This is a genomic window from Pseudomonas sp. Z1-14, assembly GCF_051132005.1.
GTDB lineage: Bacteria > Pseudomonadota > Gammaproteobacteria > Pseudomonadales > Pseudomonadaceae > Aquipseudomonas.
In genome coordinates, this window is sequence record NZ_CP071646.1 from 5,435,001 (window position 1) to 5,449,420 (window position 14,420).

Here is a 14,420-nt window from a genome sequence, read left to right on the forward strand (position 1 = left end):
CACAGGCAAACTCGACGTTCTCGATACCGCGCTTGAGCTCACCGGCGGCGTCTTCGAGGGTCTTGCCATGTTCTTCGCTGATCAACTGGGCAATGCGCGACTCGTTCTGCTCCAGCAACTGCTTGAAACGAAACATCACCTGGGCACGCTTGGCCGGCGGCGTGTTGCGCCAGGCCGGGAAAGCCGCCTTGGCGGCATCGATGGCCTGCTGGACAGTTGCGCGATCCGCCAGAGGGACCTTGTGGATTGCTTGCCCGGTGGATGGGTTGAACACGTCGGCCGTGCGTGCGCTGTCGCTCAGCAATTCGCCATTGATCAGATGCGGGATGAGGCTCATGGGGACTCCAGACAATTCGCTCGCCAGACGCTCTTGAACGAGCGTCTCTATAAGAAAGAAATCAGTCGATTTTATTCAGCACGTCACCGACCGCATCGAACAGACGATCCAGATCCTGCGGCTTGCTGTTGAACGTTGGCCCGAACTGCAGGGTGTCGCCGCCGAATCGCACATAGAACCCGGCTTTCCACAGGGCCATCCCGGCCTCGAACGGACGCACGATGGCGTCGCCGTCGCGCGGGGCAATCTGGATCGCCCCGGCCAGGCCGAAGTTGCGAATGTCGATGACGTTCTTCGAGCCTTTCAAACCATGCAAGGCACTCTCGAAATGCGGCGCGACCTCGGCCACGCTTTGCACCAGGTTTTCCTTCTGCAACAAATCCAGTGCCGCCAGGCCAGCCGCACAGGCCACCGGGTGCGCCGAATAGGTATAGCCGTGGGGGAACTCCACCGCATATTCGGGCGTCGGCTGGTTCATAAACGTCTGGTAGATTTCCGAACTGGCAATCACCGCCCCCATGGGGATGGCGCCGTTGGTGACCTGCTTGGCGATGCACATCAGGTCCGGAACCACGCCAAAGCTATCAGCGCCAAACATCGAACCGGTGCGACCGAAACCGGTAATGACTTCGTCAAACACCAGCAGGATGTTGTGCTGGTCGCAGATCTGCCGCAGACGCTTGAGATATCCCTCAGGCGGGACCAGGACCCCGGCGGATCCGGCCATCGGCTCGACAAATACGGCCGCAATGTTGGAAGCGTCGTGCAGCTCGATCAATTTCAGCAGCTCATCGGCCAGAGCGATGCCACCTTCCTTCGGCATGCCACGGGAATAGGCATTGCTGGCCAGCAAGGTGTGGGGCAGATGATCAACGTCCATCATGGCCTGGCCGAACAATTTACGGTTGCCACTGACACCGCCCAGGCTGGTGCCGGCGATGTTCACGCCGTGATAACCACGGGCACGGCCGATCATCTTGGTCTTGGTGGCCTGCCCCTTGAGGCGCCAGTAGGCACGGACCATCTTCACTGCGGTATCGGCGCACTCGGAACCGGAGTCGGTGAAGAACACATGGTTGAGGTTGCCCGGGGTAAGGCTGGTGATCTTTTCCGCCAGCTGGAACGACAGCGGATGGCCGTACTGGAATCCCGGGGAATAATCGAGGGTGCCCAATTGCCTGGCGACCGCCTCCTGGATTTCCTTGCGGGTGTGCCCGGCGCCACAGGTCCACAAGCCCGACAACGAATCGTAGACCTTGCGCCCCTTGTCATCCGTCAGCCAGCTACCCTCGGCGGCGACGATCAAGCGGGGATCGCGTTGGAAGTTACGATTGGCCGTGTAGGGCATCCAGTGGGCATCCAGCTTGAGCTGGCTGGCCAGGGAACCGACAGCGTGTTCGGGCATGTTCATCGACAAAACCTCGCAGGGCATGAGCGGCATGAAGCCAAGGCGTTCTTGCGGCTACGTTGCCACGACGATAAAGTCGGTGAAATCCAGCTTTTCTAACCTTCAGTCAGCGGATCACTAAACTATGAGCGCTCGTCGTCCCGATCCACTGGCCCAAGTCAGCGACTTCGATATCCGCTTGCTGCGCATTTTCCGCAGCGTAGTGGAATGCGGCGGGTTTTCGGCAGCGGAAACCGTGCTTGGCATCGGCCGCTCTGCCATCAGCCAGCAGATGAACGATCTGGAGCAGCGTCTTGGCCTGCGTCTGTGCCAGCGTGGGCGCGCGGGCTTTTCACTGACGGAGGAAGGGCGGGAAGTCTATCAATCGGCATTGCAGTTATTGAGCGCGCTGGAGAGCTTTCGCACCGAGGTCAACGGCCTGCACCAGCATTTGCGCGGTGAATTGACCATCGGCCTGACGGACAATCTTGTCACCCTGCCCCACATGCGGATCACGCACGCCTTGGCCCAGTTGAAAGAACGCGGGCCGGACGTGCAGATCCAGATTCGCATGATCGCTCCCAACGAAGTCGAACAAGGCGTGCTCGACGGGCGCCTGCATGTCGGCGTAGTGCCCCAGGCCAGCGCCCTTTCCGGACTCGAATACCAACCGCTCTACAGTGAACGCTCGCTGCTCTATTGCGCAGTAGGTCATCCGCTGTTTTATGTGGACGACCAACAGCTTGAAGACGCTCGGCTCAACAGCCAGGACGCCATCGCGCCAACCTTTCGCCTGCCCGCCGAGATCCAGGCTCACTACCAGGCACTCAACTGCACCGCCAGCGCCTCGGATCGCGAAGGCATGGCGTTCCTGATCCTCACTGGACGTTACATTGGTTATCTGCCGGATCACTACGCCAATCTATGGGTTCAGCAAGGACGTTTGCGAGCCCTCAAGCCCTTGGCACGCTTTTATGATCTGAGCCTGGCGTCGGTCACACGCAAGGGTCGCCGCCCGCACCTGGTGCTGGAAAGTTTTCTCGAAAACCTGGCGGCAACCCGCTGACATTTTTGCAGTACACGGCTTTTATGGCAGCAGCACTTGTCGGATCCGCGCCGGTGCGCTATGAACGCACTTGCCCGCCCCCACAGACCCAGCCCGGAAACGTCCATGACCTTTGAAGTTCCTGCCCATGGTGGCAAGCCTACCGGCCGTATTCGTCAAAAAAACGAGGAAACCATCCTCAGGGCCGCTGAGGATGAGTTCGCCCGTCATGGCTTCAAGGGCACCAGCATGAACGCCATCGCCCTGAAGGCCGGATTGCCCAAGGCGAACCTGCATTATTATTTCACCAACAAGCTCGGCCTTTACGTCGCCGTGCTGAGCAACATCATCGAGTTGTGGGACAGCACTTTCAACTCCCTGACCGCCGAGGACGATCCAGCGCAGGCATTGACCCGCTACATCCGCGCCAAGATGGAATTCTCACGGCGCCAGCCCCAGGCATCGCGAATTTTCGCCATGGAAGTGATCAGCGGCGGCGAATGCCTGAGCGAGTATTTCAACCAGGACTATCGCGCCTGGTTCAAGGGCCGCGCGGCCGTGTTCCAGGCCTGGATCGATGCGGGCAAAATGGACCCGGTCGATCCGGTTCACCTGATTTTTCTGCTGTGGGGCAGCACCCAGCATTACGCCGATTTCGCCACCCAGATCTGCCGCGTGACCGGGCGTAGCAAATTGACCAGGCAAGACATGATCGACGCCGGCGACAATCTCATCCGCATCATTCTCAAAGGCTGCGGCCTGACACCAGACCTCTAGGACTCCATGCCTTATACCCTTGCCGGCTTTTACGAATACCGTGAAGAAATCCGCAAAAGCCGTTTCATAACCTTCGCCGCCCCCATCACCAGCCCCGCCGAGGCCCAGGCCTTTATAGAGCAGCACAGCGACCTGGACGCCACGCATAATTGCTGGGCATGGAAACTGGGCGACCAATATCGCAGCAGCGACGATGGCGAGCCGGGCGGCACCGCCGGGCGCCCGATCCTCGCGGCCATCCAGGCCCAGGATTGCGATCAGGTCGTGGTGCTGGTCATACGCTGGTACGGCGGAATCCAGCTGGGTACCGGCGGTTTGGCCCGAGCCTATGGCGGCGGTGCGAACAAATGCCTGCAAACCGCCGAGAAGGTCGAATTGATCAGCCGCGTAGCGCTGCGTTGCCTGTGCGGTTTCGCCGAGCTGGCCCTGGTGAAACTGCGAATAGCTGAATGCGGCGGTCTGGTCCTCGCCGAGGATTTCACCGCCAACGGCGTGGAACTTCAATTGGCAGTCGGTGAAGAACACATCGAGAGCCTGCAGACGCGACTGGCCGACTTGAGTCGCGGACAGATACGACTTGAGCGCCCGGCAGCCTCATGAAAAAGACACAGGTTTGCCCACATGCGCTGTGCACCTGCCTGTGGATAACCTGGGCGCATCCAGCTGTAACCCTTCTGTCATGCGGGTTTTCGAGCATTGTTCATTTTTCATACAAAAATTCGCCGATCCGGCGAATCCGTCAAAAAACAAATGGTTGCGATGCTTTATCGCCTTTAGAAGAAAGCCGCACAGGGCTTATGCCCGAGTTTCAGGCTTGCGCACAATAACTGTGGAGCAACCTGTGGATAACCCGTTCATGGCTCCAGCGGCCCCAAGAACAGCATGGCTTGCAGCCGCCTGATCATTTTTTAACCAGACATTATAAGGACCTGAACCTGATCGAAACCGCATGACCGCTCCCGACGCGTTGTGCCGCAAGCTGAAACAACCGCCCGGGCAATGTTGTCCATTAACTCCGTGACTTTTCTTTCAAGGAAGCATTCATGAATTCGGCAAAAACCGCATTGATCATCGGCGCCTCTCGGGGACTGGGCCTCGGCTTGGTGAAGACGCTTCTGGGTGATGGCTGGAACGTGACCGCCACGGTACGTAACCCACAGAACGCCGAGGCCTTGAAGGCGCTGGGCCCGGTTCGAATCGAAAAGCTCGACATGGACGACCAGCAAGCCGTCATCGCCTTGAGCCAGCAGCTCAGGGACCAGACCTTCGACCTGTTGTTCGTCAATGCCGGCGTCAAAGGCCCCGACAACCAGAGCCCGGGCGGCGCTACGCTGGCTGAGGTCGGTCAGCTGTTCTTCACCAATGCCGTGGCACCGATCAACCTCGCCCAACGCTTCGTCGGGCAGATCCGCGACGGCAGCGGCGTGCTGGCCTTCATGAGTTCGGTGCTGGGCAGCGTGACCATGCCCGACGCCCCCGAACTGGCGCTGTACAAGGCCAGCAAAGCCGCGCTCAACTCCATGACCAACAGTTTTGTCAGTCAGCTGGGCGAGCAGGCATTGACCGTCCTGTCGCTGCACCCGGGCTGGGTAAAGACCGACATGGGCGGCGAAGGCGCGGCCATCGATGTCGAGACCAGCACCCGTGGGCTGATCGATCAGGTCAATGCCTTTGCCGGCAAGGGTGGGCATCACTTCGTCAATTACAAAGGCGAGACGATTCCCTGGTAATCACCCCGATACCCCTGGAGCATCCATCCTGCAGGACTTTTGTCGGGCACTGGAAATGTGTCCGGGAACCTGAGTACACTCCGAACCGCGCCCTCCAAGGCGCCCCTGGATCAGCAGACAGGGCATCACTGAGCTGGCTAACCTGAACCCACTTTCAGAGGAGCCGGCCACCATGCCTGCGACCCGTACCTGGTTAAAAAATCCCCTCGCCATTTTCACGGCCAACGGCCTCGATGCCCGTGGCGGTCTCGTCCTGCAGGACGGTGTGATCGTTGAGCTGCTCAGCGCCGGGCAACAGCCCGCACAGCCTTGTGACACCGTGTTCGATGCTCGAGAACACGTGATCCTGCCGGGGCTGATCAACACCCATCATCACTTCTACCAGACCCTGACCCGCGCCTGGGCACCCGTCGTAAGCGAGCCGTTGTTCCCATGGCTGAAGACCCTCTATCCGGTGTGGGCGCGGCTGACTCCGGAAAAACTCGCGCTGGCGAGCAAAGTCGCGTTGGCCGAACTGCTGTTGTCGGGTTGCACCACGGCGGCCGATCACCACTACCTGTTTCCCGAAGGCCTGGAAAACGCCATCGATGTGCAGGTGCAATGCGTCGGTGAGCTGGGCATGCGCGCAATACTGACCCGTGGTTCCATGAGCCTGGGCGAGGCCGACGGTGGCTTGCCGCCGCAGCAGACCGTGCAGCAGGGCCAGGTGATTCTCGACGACAGCCAGCGACTGATCGCTCGATACCATGAGCGCGGTGCCGGCGCGAAAATCCAGATTGCCCTGGCGCCTTGCTCGCCGTTTTCGGTCACGCCCGAGATCATGCGCGCCAGCGCCGAACTCGCAGAAAAGCTCGACGTACGCCTGCATACCCACCTGGCCGAAACCCTCGACGAGGAGGACTTCTGCCGGCAGCGCTTCGGCCTACGCACCGTGGATTACCTCGACAGCGTCGGCTGGCTGGGCCCACGTACCTGGCTAGCCCACGGCATTCATTTCAATCCTGACGAAATCGCCCGTCTCGGCGCCGCCGGAACCGGCATCTGCCATTGCCCCAGTTCGAACATGCGCCTGGCCTCGGGCATTTGTCCGACGCTTGAACTGACCGCAGCCGGCGCGCCATTGGGCCTTGGGGTGGACGGCTCGGCGTCCAACGATGCGTCGAACATGCTGCTGGAAACCCGTCAGGCGCTATACATCCAGCGCTTGCGCTATGGCGCGCAAGCGATCACGCCGGAAAAGGTGCTGGGCTGGGCGACCCGAGGCTCGGCCCAATTGCTGGGACGCAGCGACATCGGCGAACTGGCAGAGGGCAAACAAGCCGACCTGGCGATGTTCAAGCTTGATGAGTTGCGCTTTTCCGGCAGCCACGATCCGATCTCGGCCCTGCTGCTGTGCGGTGCTGATCGGGCGGACCGGGTGATGGTCGCGGGTCAGTGGAGAGTGATCGATGGACAGGTCGAAGGGCTGGACCTGAAGGGCTTGATTGCCGACCACAGCCAGGCGGCGCGGGAGCTGATCGCGGGTACCTGACCCGACCAGAAAACCTGCGGGAACGAGCCTGCTCACGATAGCGGTTTCATATCCGGCATTGATATTGACTGACCTGGCCTCATCGCGAGCAGGCTCGCTCCCACAGGGCTGTGACAGGCTTAAAGACCGAGCAACGACAACATGATAAACGTGGCAAACAATACAAAGTGGGTCATGCCTTCGATGGCGTTGGTTTCGCCATCATTGAGGTTGATGGCGCTGACGATCAGGGTGATGAAGATCATCACCGTCTGCACCGGGGTCATCGCCATCTGGAAAGGCTGGCCGGTGTAAAGCGCCATGGCTTCCATCACCGGCACCGTCAGGATCACGGTGGACAGCGACGCGCCCAAGGCGATGTTCACCACCGACTGCATGCGATTGGCCAAGGCTGCGCGCAGGGCGGTGAGAATTTCCGGCGCAGCGGAGATGACCGCCACCAGAATTGCCGTGACCACCGGCGGCGCGCCGGAGCCTTCCAGCCCGAGGTCGATAGCCTTGGACATGACTTCGGCCAGCGCACCGATGACCACCACGCCGAACACCAGTGCGCCGATGGAAAACGCCAGGCTGATGGGTTTCGGCTCGGCTTCCACCGGTTCCTTCCTGCGGCGTTTTTCCGGGTAGCTGTAGCTGAAGAAATAGCTGTGTGGCCCCACCTGCATGCGCAAGAACAAGGTATACAAGACGATCATCGCGCCGATGGTGAATGCCGAATAATGCTTCCAGTTTTCCTGCGGAATAAACTCCGGCACCACCATCGACACGCCCATGGCGGTGAGGATCATCACGCTGTAGGTACGCGCCGAATCGTCGTTATAGACCTGCTCGCCGTGCTTGAGCCCACCCATCAGCGCCGCCAGTCCGAGAATGCCGTTGATATCGAGCATCACCGCCGAATAGATCGTGTCCCGTACCAGGGTCGGCGACGCCTCGTTACTCATCATGATCGCCAGGATCACCACTTCCACCAGCACCGCCGACAAAGTCAGGATCATCGTGCCGTAAGGATCGCCGACCTTTTCCGCCAGCAACTCGGCGTGATGGGCCACGCGCATGGAGGCCGCGACGATGAAACCGATCAGCACCAGGCCGCCAACCAACGCCACGACCTGCCCGCTGCCCAGCAGCCAATGCTCCAGCGGGTAGGCGACAAAAGCGGCAAGCAGGGCCAGCAGCAGCAATTTTTCTTGCTTAATCAACGTCAGCATCGTGGGCCTATCGCCATGGACGGGTCATGAGCTACTAGACTGTGACGTGACGGGAACGTTTCCTTCGGATGTGCCGTAGCTGTCGTTCAGGCTTGCGCGGTTAGTGGATCAGCCGGTCAGGTTTTACCAGACATCGGCGCCCACCCCTGTAGAATGCCGCCATTGATTCGCTGATGAGAAAAAAACATGTACGACTGGCTTAACGCCTTGCCCAAGGCTGAACTGCACCTGCACCTGGAAGGCTCGCTGGAGCCCGAGCTGCTGTTTGCCCTGGCCGAACGCAACAAGATTGCCCTGCCGTGGAACGACGTGGACACCCTGCGCCAGGCCTACGCCTTCAACAATCTGCAGGAGTTTCTCGACCTGTATTACCAGGGCGCCGACGTGCTGCGTACCTCCCAGGATTTCTACGACCTGACCTGGGCCTACCTGCTGCGCTGCAAGGCACAGAACGTGATCCACACCGAACCGTTCTTCGATCCGCAGACCCACACCGACCGGGGCATTCCATTCGAAGTGGTGCTCAACGGTATTGCCGCCGCCCTCAAGGACGGTGAGCAACAACTGGGCATCACCAGCGGCCTGATCCTGAGCTTCCTGCGTCACCTGAGCGAAGAGCAGGCGGAAAAAACCCTCGACCAGGCGCTGCCCTTCCGCGACGCGTTCGTGGCCGTCGGCCTGGACAGCTCGGAGATGGGCCACCCGCCGAGCAAGTTCCAGCGGGTGTTCGACAGGGCGCGCAACGAAGGCTTCCTGACCGTCGCCCACGCCGGCGAAGAAGGCCCCCCCGAGTACATCTGGGAAGCCTTGGATCTGCTGAAAATCCAGCGCATCGACCACGGCGTGCGAGCCATCGAAGACGAGCGGTTGATGCAGCGGATCATCGACGAACAGATCCCCTTGACGGTTTGCCCGTTGTCCAACACCAAGCTATGCGTGTTCGATGATATGTCGCAGCACAACATCCTCGACATGCTCGAACGCGGCGTGAAGGTGACGGTGAACTCCGATGACCCGGCGTACTTCGGCGGCTACGTCACCGAGAACTTCCACGCGTTGCACACGCATCTGGGCATGACCCAGGACCAGGCCAGGCGGTTGGCGCAGAACAGCCTCGATGCGCGGTTGGTGAAACCTTAAGACTGGCGATGATCCTTTGTGGGAGCGAGCCTGCTCGCGAAAGCGGTGAGTCAGTCGACATCATTTTCGATTGTCGGACCGCCTTCGCGAGCAGGCTCGCTCCCACTTGGATGAGGTTCAATCGACGGTCGTAACCTCGCTCAATTCCTCCAGCGTCTTGCCCCGCGTCTCCATTCCAAACAACCAGACCACGCCCGCCGCCACGGCAAAACACAGGGCGCCAAGGGCGAACACTCCGCCCTGCCCGGTGATCGGAAAAACCAAGCCGGTCACCAGCGGTCCAAGCAGCGAACCGATGCGACCGACCGCCGAGGCAAAGCCCGACCCCGTGGCTCGCGCCGAGGTGGGATACAGTTCCGGGGTGTAGGTGTAGAGCACTGCCCACATGCCGAACAGGAAAAACTGCATCAGCAGCCCGGAGCTGATCAGCAGCGTGACGTTCCCGCCAAACACCGCGCTCTGGCCATAAAGAAATGCCATGATCCCGCCGCCCAGCAGCGTGATGACACACACCGGTTTACGCCCCCACCGCTCCACCAGCCAGGCCGCCATCAGGAAACCGGGAATCCCGCCGAGGGAAATCAGCACCGTGTAATAAACCGACTGGGTCACCGCAAACCCCGACTGCTGCAGCAGCGCGCTGAGCCAGGACGTCAGCCCGTAGAAGCCGAGCAAGGCAAAAAACCAGACGCTCCAGATCATCATCGTGCGCTGGCGGTACAGCGGTGACCAGATCTGCGCCAGAGCCGAAAAGAAACTGCCGGGCGCCGTCGCCAGTGTCGGCAGGCGAATCGGTTCGGGCAGGTCCTGGCGACCCAGCGAGGCCCGGACCTTGTCTTCGATCCGCTTGAGTACGGCATCCGCCTCGGCGCCCCGCCCCGCCTGCTCCAGCCAACGTGGCGACTCGGGGATGAAGAAGCGAATCACCAGGACGAACACTGCCGGCACCGCCAACACCAGGAAAATGTCCCGCCAGCCGATCAGCGGCAGCAGGAAATACGACAGCACCCCCGCCGCCACGAAGCCCAGCGGCCAGAAGCCATCCATCAAGGCGATGTAGCGTCCGCGCTGCCTCGCCGGGATCAGCTCCGAGAGCATCGACTGGGCAATCGGAAACTCCATGCCCATGCCGATGCCCAACAGGATGCGAAACAGCGTCAGCGTCTCCACGTCCTGGGCGGTGGAACACAGGTAACTGGCGAGCCCCCACAAGACGATGCTCCACTGGAACACCGGTTTGCGTCCGAAGCGATCGGCAAGCAGTCCCGACAACGAGGCGCCCAGCACCATGCCGAAAAAGCTTGAACTGGCCAACAAACCGGCCTGGGCGGCGCTCAAGCCGAACTCGGTTCTGATCGAGCCCAGCAGGAACGTCATCATGGCCAGATCCATGGAATCAAAGAAAAAAGCCAGAGCGATAATAATGAAAATGACCCGGTGATAGCCGCTCATGGGCAACCGCTCAAGACGTTCCGCTGCACTGTAAACGTGAGTGTCCACTATTGCGTTCCCCCCATCCGATAGAACCCCGGACCGAGTGTGCGCGAACCTCACGGGCGGCTATTGCTGATAACGACCTGTGTACCGCTCTAGAGCGCCATTTCCAGAACCTCTTGCCTGGCGAATCGATGGATTTCCTGTTGACCGAGCGCGGTTACCTGCAACGCCCTGGAGTCGCTGGGCAGGCTGAGCCAGCCAGACTGCATGAACAATTGCAGCAGTGCCGCCCCCAGCGCCCCTCCCAGATGTGGACGACGTTCGCTCCAGTCGGGGCAGGCGCAGGCCATACGCGTCTCCCGATGAGCCAGTGCCTGGATGAACAGACCTCGCCCAGCCAGTTGGCTGGCACCTTTATGCGTGACGACCACCCGATGCTCAAGCTGTTCGAGCCATCCGGCTTCCAACAGCCGCTGATACAGGTCCGCCGCCAGTGTGCCTCCCAGGTGGTCATCGCAAAGCCTGGCCCGCATCAACGAAGCGGGTGCCGTCGGCGTCCTGTTAGGCATGAGGCTGCGCTTGAAGACTTCCGGAACCTGTCGCGGCGTGCTGGCCAGGGTTGCGCTCGCCAATGCATCGACGGCAGCGCCGATCTCGGGTGCCGCCAGGCGAAAAAACCGCTTGCGGCCACGGATCTCGACCTTCACCAGGCCACCGGCAGACAGACGTCCCAGATGGGCATTGGCCGAGGATGGCGAAAGCCCCGCCAGCAAGGCCAACTCTTCAGCTTGCCGGGCCGTACCGTCCATCAACGCCCACATCATTGCGCTGCGCTTGGGGTCGGCCAGCAGCGTGGCGATCTGGCTGATGCAAGGTGCATGTTCCATGTATTCACTCCCTGTTGAATCGTTCGTCTACTGCTCTGGGCCTACTGAGCCGTAATGAGGTGCCGGCCGGTTCCTGGCCGGTTGCAGCCGTGCTCGATGCCATGCCGATACAGGCGGCCGCTAGTATAAGCGTGCGGATCGCGGTTGCCTGTCCTCCGGAAACCTTTGGAGGCGATTGTTGGTGAGGGAAAAGTCTCTATTTATCCGCGACTATGGCCATTATCAAAAAATCATTGAAAGAGCCTGTCGCTCCAGCTGCTTTAATCTCGCGCCTGAATAGCCAAACATGGGCTTCATCGAACCCCCTTACGGAGCTGCTGTATGAAAGCCATCGCGTATTACCAATCGCTGCCTATCACCCACCCGCAGTCGCTGCAGGACATCGAACTGCCCGAACCGGTCGCCGGCCCCCGCGACCTGCTGGTGGAGGTCAAGGCCATTTCAGTCAACCCCGTCGACACCAAGGTCCGCCAGAACGTCCAGCCCGAAGCAGGCGCGGCCAAGGTGCTGGGTTGGGACGTGGCCGGTGTGGTCAAGGCCGTAGGCAGCGAAGTCACGCTGTTCAAGGCCGGAGACAAGGTGTTCTACGCCGGTTCGATCGCCCGGGCCGGAGGCAACAGCGAGTTGCACGTTGTCGATGAGCGCATCGTCGGTCATATGCCGCAGACCCTCGGTTTCGCCGAAGCGGCCGCACTGCCGTTGACCGCTATCACCGCCTGGGAATTGCTCTTTGATCGATTGCAGATCAAGGAAGGCCAGAGCGATCTGGGCCAGAGCCTGCTGATTGTCGGCGCCGCCGGGGGTGTGGGTTCGATCCTGACGCAATTGGCCCGCCAACTCACCGGACTGAACGTCATCGGCAGCGCTTCCCGGCCGCAGACCCAGGAATGGGTGCGAGACCTGGGCGCCCACCTCGTCGTGGATCACAGCCAACCGCTGAGCGATGCACTGAAGGAGGCGGGCCAGGCCCAAGTGACCCACGTTGCCAGCCTGACGCAGACCGATCAGCACCTCGACCAACTGGTCGAAGCCCTGGCGCCCCAAGGCAAACTGGCACTGATCGATGATCCCAAATCGCTGGACGTGACCAAGCTCAAGCGCAAGAGCCTGTCGTTGCATTGGGAGTTCATGTACACCCGTTCACTGTTCGAGACCGCCGACATGCTTGAACAACACAAGCTGCTCAACCGCGTGGCCCGACTGATCGATGCCGGCACGTTGAAGACCACGGTGGGCGAACACTTTGGCACCATCAATGCCGAGAACCTGCGCCGGGCTCACGCGTTGCTGGAAAGCGGCAAGTCCAAGGGCAAGATCGTGCTAGAGGGCTTCTGACTGCAGCGGGCAGTTGCCCTGCAAACAATCCTGTGGGGGCAACTGCACCGTTAGTCCGACAATTGACCGTCGTCACAATTGCGCTGGCATTCGGGTCTACACTCGAGGCCTTTGCAACGCAATCTTTTACGTGAGGAGGTCAGCAATGAAGATCCTGATAAAAGAGGTGGCAAAATCCCAATGGCAAGTGCGTCTTGACCAGCACGTCGTGACCTTTCGCTCAGAAGCCGAAGCCCAGGCTTTCGCCGCGACCTTGCAAGCGCGCATCCATGCGCCGCATCAATTTCCCGAACATCAGCAACGTGCCGCCAGCTGACTCAGCTTTGCTGGCCCGCCTGAGCGAGCGCCCGGGCGTTCTGCAGCCGACGGGTCAGCATCGCGGCACCCACCACCAATAGTCCGCACAGGCTGATTACCATCGCCATCGGCACTGCCGTGCCGTCATGCAGCGCCGCCACCAGTGCGGCGGCCCCGGCGGCTACGGAAAACTGCAGGCACCCCAGCATCGCCGAAGCGCTACCGGCACGAGCCCCCTGCCCGTTCATGGCGCAGGCCGATGCATTGGGAAGGATGCAGCCAAGGCTGGCGATGCAGATGAACAATGGGATCAGTAACGGCCACAAACGCTCCGGCTGCAAGGCGCTGACAGCCAGTAAACTGAGCCCGGCTATCCAGTAGACCCAGACGGCGCGAGCCAGCAAAAATGCCGGGCCTCGCCTGGACAACAAGCGGGCATTGACCTGGGCCACCAGGATGAAACCCGCCGCGTTGGTACCGAACAGCCAGCCGAAGTGTTCGGCCGGTACGCCGTAAAGCTTGATGAAGACAAATGGCGAACCGGCGATATAGGCAAACATCCCGGCAATCGCGATGCCGCCCGTCAGGGCGTGCCCCAGGAAAACCGAGTCTGTGAGAAGCCGACCGTACTGACGCAACGCGCCGGATAACGGTTGCCGAGGTACGTGGGCCGGCAAGCTCTCCGGGAGCCACAACGCGACGGCCGTCGCCGCGAGCGCGCTGAACAAGGTCAGGCCGATGAAAATTGATTGCCAACCGTACAGGTTCACCAGCAAGCCGCCGAGCATCGGCGCCAGGATCGGCGCCAGGCCCATCACCAGCATCAGTTGCGAGAACACCTTGGCCGAGCCCACCGCGTCGCATTTGTCGCTGACTACCGCCCGGGAGATCACCATCCCGGCACAGCCGCCCAACGCCTGGACGAAACGAGCGCCAATCAGCCATTCGAGACTGGGCGCATAGGCACAGGCCAGCGATGCCACGGTGAACAAGCCGACGCCTGTCAGCAACGGGATACGCCGTCCAAAGCGATCCGCCACCGGCCCGTAGGCCAGTTGCCCGAGGGACAGCCCGAGGAAGTAGGCGGCCAGGGTCAGCTGGACATGGTTTTCATCGGTGCCAAAGGCGATCGCCATTGCCGGGAAGGCCGGCAGATAGAAATCGATCGCCAAGGGACCAAAAGCGCTCAAGGCGCCAAGAATCAGAATGGTACGGAGGTTCATCGGGCGTCCAGCTCAGGCGTCAGTCGGCAGCCCGACAGTCTAGCCGGGCTGGGCGCTCTTGAACATTCCGATAGCTCGCTAAC

General features: G+C 60.9%; 14 protein-coding genes (1 of these 14 only partly in view). 8 read left to right on the top strand and 6 right to left on the bottom strand.

Going from position 1 to position 14,420, the window contains the following annotated elements; genetic code table 11:
* Both J3P89_RS24995 and J3P89_RS25000 read right to left on the bottom strand, forming a co-directional pair.
* Window positions 1-337 carry the 5' portion of a CoA-acylating methylmalonate-semialdehyde dehydrogenase gene (locus J3P89_RS24995; protein ID WP_434695962.1) on the bottom strand. 1,157 nt of this gene lie to the left of the window's left edge, so only the first 337 of its 1,494 coding nucleotides appear in the window; it begins with the start codon at window positions 335-337; its stop codon lies beyond the left edge, outside the window.
* 61 nt (window positions 338-398) lie between these two features.
* On the bottom strand, window positions 399-1,748 hold the full coding sequence (locus J3P89_RS25000) for an aspartate aminotransferase family protein (protein WP_434569906.1): 1,350 nt from the start codon (window positions 1,746-1,748) through the stop codon (window positions 399-401).
* Between the two features lie 121 nt (window positions 1,749-1,869).
* Here J3P89_RS25000 and J3P89_RS25005 point away from each other — a divergent pair, with 121 nt between their 5' ends.
* From J3P89_RS25005 to J3P89_RS25025, 5 genes are all read left to right on the top strand, one after another.
* Window positions 1,870-2,790: a LysR family transcriptional regulator gene (locus tag J3P89_RS25005; RefSeq protein WP_434602727.1), complete on the top strand. Its 921-nt coding sequence runs from the start codon at window positions 1,870-1,872 to the stop codon at window positions 2,788-2,790.
* A 105-nt stretch (window positions 2,791-2,895) separates the two neighbouring features.
* On the top strand, window positions 2,896-3,546 hold the full coding sequence (locus J3P89_RS25010; protein WP_305497021.1) for a TetR/AcrR family transcriptional regulator: 651 nt from the start codon (window positions 2,896-2,898) through the stop codon (window positions 3,544-3,546).
* A gap of 6 nt (window positions 3,547-3,552) precedes the next feature.
* Entirely contained in the window at window positions 3,553-4,146 is a 594-nt protein-coding gene (locus J3P89_RS25015; RefSeq protein ID WP_434695963.1) for an IMPACT family protein, read from the top strand.
* A 443-nt stretch (window positions 4,147-4,589) separates the two neighbouring features.
* Window positions 4,590-5,276, top strand: coding sequence for an SDR family oxidoreductase (locus J3P89_RS25020; protein WP_434602725.1), 687 nt, complete (start codon window positions 4,590-4,592; stop codon window positions 5,274-5,276).
* 172 nt (window positions 5,277-5,448) lie between these two features.
* Window positions 5,449-6,807: an 8-oxoguanine deaminase gene (locus tag J3P89_RS25025; protein WP_434695964.1), complete on the top strand. Its 1,359-nt coding sequence runs from the start codon at window positions 5,449-5,451 to the stop codon at window positions 6,805-6,807.
* Window positions 6,808-6,926: 119 nt separating this feature from the next.
* On the opposite strand, the gene J3P89_RS25030 is transcribed toward J3P89_RS25025, so the two are convergent.
* Complete coding sequence (locus J3P89_RS25030; protein WP_305497028.1) at window positions 6,927-8,018, bottom strand: calcium:proton antiporter; 1,092 nt, start codon at window positions 8,016-8,018, stop codon at window positions 6,927-6,929.
* A 186-nt stretch (window positions 8,019-8,204) separates the two neighbouring features.
* On the opposite strand from J3P89_RS25030, the gene J3P89_RS25035 reads away from it, so the two are divergent.
* Complete coding sequence (locus tag J3P89_RS25035) at window positions 8,205-9,158, top strand: adenosine deaminase (RefSeq protein ID WP_434626287.1); 954 nt, start codon at window positions 8,205-8,207, stop codon at window positions 9,156-9,158.
* Window positions 9,159-9,275: 117 nt separating this feature from the next.
* Here the strand turns inward: J3P89_RS25035 and J3P89_RS25040 are convergent, their stop codons facing one another.
* Together J3P89_RS25040 and J3P89_RS25045 are read right to left on the bottom strand one after the other, a co-directional pair.
* Window positions 9,276-10,610: an MFS transporter gene (locus tag J3P89_RS25040; RefSeq protein ID WP_434698055.1), complete on the bottom strand. Its 1,335-nt coding sequence runs from the start codon at window positions 10,608-10,610 to the stop codon at window positions 9,276-9,278.
* A gap of 137 nt (window positions 10,611-10,747) precedes the next feature.
* Entirely contained in the window at window positions 10,748-11,482 is a 735-nt protein-coding gene (locus J3P89_RS25045) for an ArsR/SmtB family transcription factor (protein ID WP_434626288.1), read from the bottom strand.
* Between the two features lie 321 nt (window positions 11,483-11,803).
* Between J3P89_RS25045 and J3P89_RS25050 the strand changes: the two genes are divergently transcribed.
* Together J3P89_RS25050 and J3P89_RS25055 are read left to right on the top strand one after the other, a co-directional pair.
* Entirely contained in the window at window positions 11,804-12,817 is a 1,014-nt protein-coding gene (locus tag J3P89_RS25050) for a zinc-binding alcohol dehydrogenase family protein (protein WP_434695965.1), read from the top strand.
* Between the two features lie 145 nt (window positions 12,818-12,962).
* Window positions 12,963-13,133, top strand: a complete 171-nt coding sequence (locus J3P89_RS25055) for a hypothetical protein (protein ID WP_305497035.1) — start codon at window positions 12,963-12,965, stop codon at window positions 13,131-13,133.
* A gap of 1 nt (window position 13,134) precedes the next feature.
* Here J3P89_RS25055 and J3P89_RS25060 read toward each other — a convergent pair whose 3' ends face one another.
* Window positions 13,135-14,337 carry a multidrug effflux MFS transporter gene (locus J3P89_RS25060; RefSeq protein WP_434695966.1) on the bottom strand — a complete coding sequence of 401 codons (1,203 nt, stop codon included), beginning with the start codon at window positions 14,335-14,337 and terminating at the stop codon, window positions 13,135-13,137.
* Between the last annotated feature and the right edge of the window lie 83 nt (window positions 14,338-14,420).

Coding starts and splice junctions, on each gene's coding strand:
- J3P89_RS25000 (WP_434569906.1), bottom strand. CDS start 1,748: ATGAACATGCCCGAACACGCTGTCGGTTCCCTGGCCAGCCAGCTCAAG.
- J3P89_RS25005 (WP_434602727.1), top strand. CDS start 1,870: ATGAGCGCTCGTCGTCCCGATCCACTGGCCCAAGTCAGCGACTTCGAT.
- J3P89_RS25010 (WP_305497021.1), top strand. CDS start 2,896: ATGACCTTTGAAGTTCCTGCCCATGGTGGCAAGCCTACCGGCCGTATT.
- J3P89_RS25015 (WP_434695963.1), top strand. CDS start 3,553: ATGCCTTATACCCTTGCCGGCTTTTACGAATACCGTGAAGAAATCCGC.
- J3P89_RS25020 (WP_434602725.1), top strand. CDS start 4,590: ATGAATTCGGCAAAAACCGCATTGATCATCGGCGCCTCTCGGGGACTG.
- J3P89_RS25025 (WP_434695964.1), top strand. CDS start 5,449: ATGCCTGCGACCCGTACCTGGTTAAAAAATCCCCTCGCCATTTTCACG.
- J3P89_RS25030 (WP_305497028.1), bottom strand. CDS start 8,018: ATGCTGACGTTGATTAAGCAAGAAAAATTGCTGCTGCTGGCCCTGCTT.
- J3P89_RS25035 (WP_434626287.1), top strand. CDS start 8,205: ATGTACGACTGGCTTAACGCCTTGCCCAAGGCTGAACTGCACCTGCAC.
- J3P89_RS25040 (WP_434698055.1), bottom strand. CDS start 10,610: ATGAGCGGCTATCACCGGGTCATTTTCATTATTATCGCTCTGGCTTTT.
- J3P89_RS25045 (WP_434626288.1), bottom strand. CDS start 11,482: ATGGAACATGCACCTTGCATCAGCCAGATCGCCACGCTGCTGGCCGAC.
- J3P89_RS25050 (WP_434695965.1), top strand. CDS start 11,804: ATGAAAGCCATCGCGTATTACCAATCGCTGCCTATCACCCACCCGCAG.
- J3P89_RS25055 (WP_305497035.1), top strand. CDS start 12,963: ATGAAGATCCTGATAAAAGAGGTGGCAAAATCCCAATGGCAAGTGCGT.
- J3P89_RS25060 (WP_434695966.1), bottom strand. CDS start 14,337: ATGAACCTCCGTACCATTCTGATTCTTGGCGCCTTGAGCGCTTTTGGT.